Source organism: Xenorhabdus miraniensis (genome assembly GCF_002632615.1).
In genome coordinates this window covers 1-5,896 of sequence record NZ_NITZ01000056.1, presented here as the reverse complement: position 1 = coordinate 5,896, position 5,896 = coordinate 1, and the positions used below count along the sequence as shown (strand labels likewise).

Below are 5,896 nucleotides of genomic sequence, written 5' to 3'. Positions count from 1 at the left end.
CTAACTTATCAAGCATCGATGCTTTATTAAAAAATATTTTGTAAGGATATCTGATATGGCTCGCATTCCCGACGCAGAATTACAGCACCTGAAATCCGCCGTCTCCTTAGTTGCCGTGATTGAGCAGCAGGGGCGGAAGCTCACCCCGCGCGGCAAGGACATGACCGTGCTGTGCCCGTTCCATCAGGAAAAAACTCCCTCGATGGTGATCACCCCATCCAAGAACCTTTATCACTGCTTTGGCTGCGATGCCGGCGGGTCGGTGCTCGACTGGGTGATGAAAACCGAGGGGTTGAGCCTGCGCCATGCCGTGGAGCGGTTGCGGGCGATGCTGGGTGAAAATCCGGCCGTCGAGCCGTTGGTAGCCAGTGAGGAACTGGCCGGGGATGCCGCCGGACAACAGGCGCTGCTGTCACGGGTGGTTGAGTTCTATCACCAGACCCTGCTCAATGCGCCGGAAGTGCATCAATATCTGAAAAAACGCCGCCTTGACCATCCCGAACTGGTCAGCCACTTTAAACTCGGCTTTGCCAACCGCACCCTCGGTTATCGGTTGCCCGATAAAAAACAGAAAGCCGGGGCTGAGATCCGCGCCCGGCTTCAGGCGGTCGGGTTGTTGCGGGAAAGCGGGCATGAGCACTTCAGCGGTTCGCTGGTCATTCCGGTGATCGGTGCTGAAGGGCAGGTGCAGGAGCTGTATGGCCGCAAAATCACGGACCGCCTGCGGGCAGGCACCCCGCTGCACCTGTATCTGCCGGGGGCGCATGGCGGCGTCTGGAATGAAGCCGGGCTGGCCGGTTCGGCCTCGGTGATCCTGTGTGAATCGCTGATTGATGCGATGTCGTTCTGGTGTGCGGGGTATCGGCATGTGACCTGTTCCTATGGGGTACACGGGTTTACCGAGGCGCACCGCGCCGCCTTCCGGCAGCATGACATCCGGCAGGTACATATTGCCTATGACAATGATAAAGCGGGCAATGACGCGGCGGCGGCGCTGGCCGCCGAGCTGCAACTGGCCGGGCTGGCTGTCTGGCGGGTCGTGTTCCCCGAAGGCTGCGATGCCAATCGCTTTAGCTGCGAAGTCGCCAATCCAGAAAATGCCTTCGGCCAGTTACTGGACGCAGCACAGTGGCTCGGTGAACCCACAAAAACGCCGCTGGCAGACCAAAATGCCGCCGCCACCGTGTCAGTCCCTGCGGCGGCTTTGGTGCCTGAACCGGGTGTGGTCACGACGCTTGCCGACAACGGGGATATCGTTGTCCGGCAGGACGGGCAGGAATGGCGGATACGCGGGGCGCAACAGAAAGCCGGTGCCACGGTGATGAAAGTGAATGTGCAGTTAATCGACAAAGCCAGCGGAGCACTGTTCGTGGACAGCCTCGATATCCTGAGCGCCCGTGCCCGGTCGGCCTTCGTGCGTCAGGCTTCTCAGGAGCTGGCCTTGCCGGATACGCTGATTAAGCGTGAGCTGGGGCGGGTGTTACTGGTGCTGGAACAACGTACATGGGCAGAGGCGGACACGGCGCAGGCCGCTAACTCCCTGAGTGCGGATGAACAACACGCCGCCGAAGCCTTGCTGAAAGACCCCGAACTTATCAGCCGTATCACCGCTGACCTGAGCGCCTGCGGGGTTGTCGGTGAATCAACCAACCTGTTGGCAGGCTATCTGGCCGCCGTCAGCCGCAAACTGCCCAAACCCTTAGCCGTCCTGATACAAAGCAGCAGCGCCGCCGGGAAATCGTCCTTAATGGAGGCGGTGCTCAACCTGATACCGGAAGAAGAGCGCATCCAGTACAGCGCCATGACCGGCCAGAGCCTGTTCTACCTCGGTGAAACCAACCTGCAACATAAGATACTGGCTATCGCCGAAGAAGAAGGGGTACGGCAGGCGGCCTATGCGCTCAAGCTGTTGCAGAGTGACGGCGAGCTGACCATGGCAAGCACGGGCAAGGACGAAGCAACCGGGAACCTCGTCACCAAAAGCTACACGGTGAAAGGCCCGGTGATGCTGATGCTGACCACAACCGCCATTGATGTGGATGAAGAGCTGCTCAACCGCTGTCTGGTGCTGACGGTCAATGAATCCCGTGAACAAACGGAAGCCATCCATGCGTTACAGCGCCATAAGCAAACCCTCGAAGGATTGCTGGCTGAAAACGAGCGGGAGTATCTGACGGCGCTTCACCAGAACGCCCAGCGGCTGCTTAAGCCCCTGAATGTGGTGAATCCCTACGCCAGCCAGTTGACCTTCCTGTCAGACAAAACCCGCACCCGCCGCGACCATATGAAGTATCTCACGCTGATTCAGAGCATTGCCCTGCTGCACCAGTACCAGCGGGACATCAAGACCGCTGAGCATCGTGGCCGCAAGCTGGAATACCTCGAAGTGACCAAGGATGATATCCGTCTGGCGAACCAGCTCGCGCATGACATCTTAGGCCGGACGCTGGACGAGATGCCGCCGCAGACCCGCAAGTTGTTGCTGTTAATACAGGGTTGGGTCAGGGACAGCGGCCAGCCGCGCCACGAGATGATTTTTACCCGCAAGCAGTTACGCGATGCCGTGCTGTGGGGCGATACCCAGCTCAAACTCCATCTCTCACGGTTGGTTGAAATGGAATACCTGCTGCTGCACCGGCGCGGGCTGACGTTCACCTATGAACTGCTGTTTGACGGCGACGGCAGCGATGCCGCGCACCTGAACGGCTTGATAGTGCCCTGAAAGGGGGTATGACGTGTTCCGGTCGGGGGAAAGAGATAAGCAGTCGCCCCTGGGTCGGCGTGCCGTCGGCAGGTGGTCGGGAACGTAAAATCCCCGCTAAGGCAGAGATAACAAGGCATCACAGAAAAGCGGTCGGATTAGCGCAAAAAACACTGTTCCGGGGGGGGATGAACGAAACGTATCGTAACCGCCCCTTATCACACAGACAGGAGGCTTATCATGGCATCACTGACACTCAGGCAACACATACAGCACTTCCTTGACCACCTCGACGCCCTGCGCTACACACGGGAAACCCGGGCACACTACCGGGGAAACCTGCGGGAATTTATCGCGTGGTGTGACGAACGGGGGATCACGATGGCGCAGCAGGTGAGCTTCCCGCAGCTGGAAAGCTGGCAGCAGAGCCTGACCGCCCAGAAAAACCGGTATGGCCGGCCGATAACGGCCAGCACGATCATCAAAAAACTGACCAGCGTGCGCCACCTGTTCCGCTGGCTGGTGAAGCGGCAGCACCTGCGGTATAACCCGGCGCGGGAGCTGGAGTTGCCCCGCGCCGAGCGACGGTTGCCGTGGGGCATGCTGAACGAGCAGGAAACCCGGCAGGTGCTGGCGATGACCGGGAGCAACAACCCGCTCAGTGTTCGTGACAGGGCGATACTGGAAACGCTGTGGAGCAGTGGCATCCGGCGTTCAGAACTCGCCCGGTTGCAGCTCAGTGAGCTGGATTTAGCGGGCAGCATGTTGTTTGTCCGGCAGGGCAAAGGCCGTCAGGATCGGGTGGTTCCGCTGGGTGAGTCAGCCCGGCATTGGTTGCAGTGCTACCTTAACGATGTCCGCCCGCGTCTGGTGTGGGGGCAAGACCCGGGTTACCTGTTTGTGTCACAACATGGCCGGGGGCTGAATGACAACAACCTGACCCAGATAGTGCGCAATGCGCTCCACCGTGCCAACATCGACAAACCCGGGGGGTGTCACCTGTTCCGGCATGGCATGGCCACACAAATGCTGGAGAACGGCGCAGATACCCGGCATATCCAGGCGATATTGGGCCATGCCAGCCTGGAATCGACCCAGCGATATACCCGGGTGGCTATCGGTCACCTGAAGAAAGTGCATCAGCAGACCCATCCGGCAGAGCGAACAGACCCTCTACCGCCGGATGCGGATACCGAGCCGCCCGAGAGCCGCTCAGGGCACGGCGTTGCTGACGGCACGGCCTCTGACCCTCACGCCCGACGTGGCGGAAAACCCGGGCGTCCCCGTTAGGTTGGGCAGGGTGCGGTGCGGGGGCAGACCGTGACCGGACTGCCCGTCGGCCCCGGCGTCTGCGGGGGTAAATAGGCAATGCGCGGCCTAAGCTGTGGTGTCCCCGTTAAGTCTGTTGTGGCCGCCCAAAGCCTATTCAACATAATGTGGGGGAATTATACGCACTGCGCCGGGCAGCGCCCGAAACACCCTAACCGCCGCAAAGCGGCTTAATGCGTATAATTAACATTATGTCAGGCCCCCGCTGTTCGGCCTCGCAGGGTGTGGCGCACAAGGCTGCGCCTTCTGCTCTCACCTTCTCAGCCAATCCTCAGCCAACATCGCGCCGACCCTGAACACCGCGCTCGCGTTCAGCCAATCCGGCTTCTGCTTTAGCCGCCTTGCCTGCATCCGGCCAACAACCCTGAAGGCGGGTCGGCCTGCGGCCTCCGGTTTTACCTCCCCCGCCCCGACCCCGCTGCACTGGCTGCGCGCGGCTCGCACTTCGCGTTGCTGCGTTGCTCGTTCCCGTGCTCGCCATCTCCGCCCCGTGCAGCCCCCTGAGGGGGCTTCCCTTGAACAAAACACGTTGTCATGCAAACACGGAGTTGTCTCTGAAACTTCGGCGATCCCGAGCGTCGCAGGGGCGCCGATTGCAGGCTCTATGCCGCCCGCACCCGCAGAACGGCCGCCCGCCGTCCGGTAAACCGGACGACGTTCGCCCGTTGCCGATGAAAACAATCAGAAAGTGCACGTCGGGGTCAAAAAAGTGATCGAGGTAAAATGGGCCTTCTCTGCTATCCTGAAAGCCTTGCCCTGCACGGATTGCCGTCGCCCTGCGAGTATGATGGCGTCGGAGATGATGCCCCTTTGCAGGGCAATATGAGGATGAAGAGAGCGGGTTGTATTATAATCGGTTTAGGTATTACTCGCCGGAGACGGCGCAGTACATCTCGCCTGATCCGATCGGCTTATTGGGCGGGCTGAACCCGTATGGCTATGTGCATAATCCCACTGGTTGGGTCGACCCATTAGGATTGGTAGGGTGTTCGACCAAATTGGGTAAAAACATGATGGAAGATATGGGCTTGCCGCGTTCCAGTAAATGGAGTGGTCATCAGGCTCATCATGTTATACCGAAAGAGTTAGCAACTCACCCTGCGTTGAAAAAAATCGATTATGATATTGATGTTGCTGCCAACGGCATATTTTTGAGAAAAGTTGATGACGGTGTCAGTGCAATGACAAGGCACCAAGGCAACCATAATGGATATACAGATGCAATGAGAAATGCTTTAGATAGAATAGACCTTAAGCAATCCAAAGAGGCAATATCGAAGCAAGTAGCTAACATACAAGATATAGCCAAAAAAGGCATGATGGATGGAAACATAATTAGATCTAAGGATATGTATAACACGAAAATATTTGGTAAAGATGTTAACCAAATAGGAAGGAAAAGAGTGTTTGAACGTTGGAGTAAAATATTAGGGTGATATCAATGAATGAAGTAATAGATTTCTATATGGAGCCAATGATATTTTTTAAAAGCTCTAATTTTCTTTCCGGCTCTTCTGATAATTTAGAAGGATATGAAATTATAGAGGATAAAAAAGATGCTATAAAACTTCTTTTTGATCAGGATGTTCCAAGTCAATATGCAATTTGGAGTGATTTTTTTTCCGATCTCATATCTGAATTTTATCTTCATGAAGATTATAAAAAGGCAGATAAAGATATTCTTGACAGAGCAAAAGTGTCAATTGAGGATTATGTAAAGGAAAATATTAGGAAAAGAAAATTATATCTTATGAGAAAAAAGCAAGGATTGGCTGATAACGTAGAATATGATTCATTCTTAGAAGACGTTAGTGATGAATGTCACCATATGCTAAATATGGTTAGTCGTAATAACTTCGTATAGCA

Annotated in this window: 6 protein-coding genes and 1 pseudogene; 6 read left to right on the top strand and 1 reads right to left on the bottom strand. The window is 56.2% G+C overall.

All coding sequences use genetic code 11. The features are described from left to right. Positions 1-55: 55 nt before the first annotated feature. From Xmir_RS21755 to xerC, 3 genes are read left to right on the top strand one after another with little or no spacing between them, the layout of a single operon-like run. Positions 56-2,722, top strand: coding sequence for a CHC2 zinc finger domain-containing protein (locus tag Xmir_RS21755; protein ID WP_099116067.1), 2,667 nt, complete (start codon positions 56-58; stop codon positions 2,720-2,722). A gap of 8 nt (positions 2,723-2,730) precedes the next feature. Then, positions 2,731-2,985 carry a hypothetical protein gene (locus Xmir_RS24210; RefSeq protein WP_139837552.1) on the top strand — a complete coding sequence of 85 codons (255 nt, stop codon included), beginning with the start codon at positions 2,731-2,733 and terminating at the stop codon, positions 2,983-2,985. Further along, positions 2,942-3,991 carry a site-specific tyrosine recombinase XerC gene (xerC, locus tag Xmir_RS21750; RefSeq protein WP_038234955.1) on the top strand — a complete coding sequence of 350 codons (1,050 nt, stop codon included), beginning with the start codon at positions 2,942-2,944 and terminating at the stop codon, positions 3,989-3,991. The genes Xmir_RS24210 and xerC overlap by 44 nt, the downstream gene beginning before the upstream one ends. Before the next feature lie 310 nt (positions 3,992-4,301). On the opposite strand, the gene Xmir_RS26035 is transcribed toward xerC, so the two are convergent. Then, positions 4,302-4,454, bottom strand: a complete 153-nt coding sequence (locus Xmir_RS26035) for a hypothetical protein (RefSeq protein WP_167386042.1) — start codon at positions 4,452-4,454, stop codon at positions 4,302-4,304. A gap of 418 nt (positions 4,455-4,872) precedes the next feature. Here Xmir_RS26035 and Xmir_RS34735 point away from each other — a divergent pair. The 3 genes and pseudogenes from Xmir_RS34735 to Xmir_RS21740 all read left to right on the top strand — a co-directional run. After that, positions 4,873-4,950, top strand: a pseudogene (locus Xmir_RS34735) (RHS repeat-associated core domain-containing protein); the annotation flags it as partial. Between the two features lie 90 nt (positions 4,951-5,040). Further along, entirely contained in the window at positions 5,041-5,466 is a 426-nt protein-coding gene (locus tag Xmir_RS21745) for an AHH domain-containing protein (RefSeq protein ID WP_244171019.1), read from the top strand. 5 nt (positions 5,467-5,471) lie between these two features. Then, entirely contained in the window at positions 5,472-5,894 is a 423-nt protein-coding gene (locus Xmir_RS21740) for a hypothetical protein (protein WP_244171018.1), read from the top strand. The last annotated feature ends 2 nt before the right edge of the window (positions 5,895-5,896 follow it).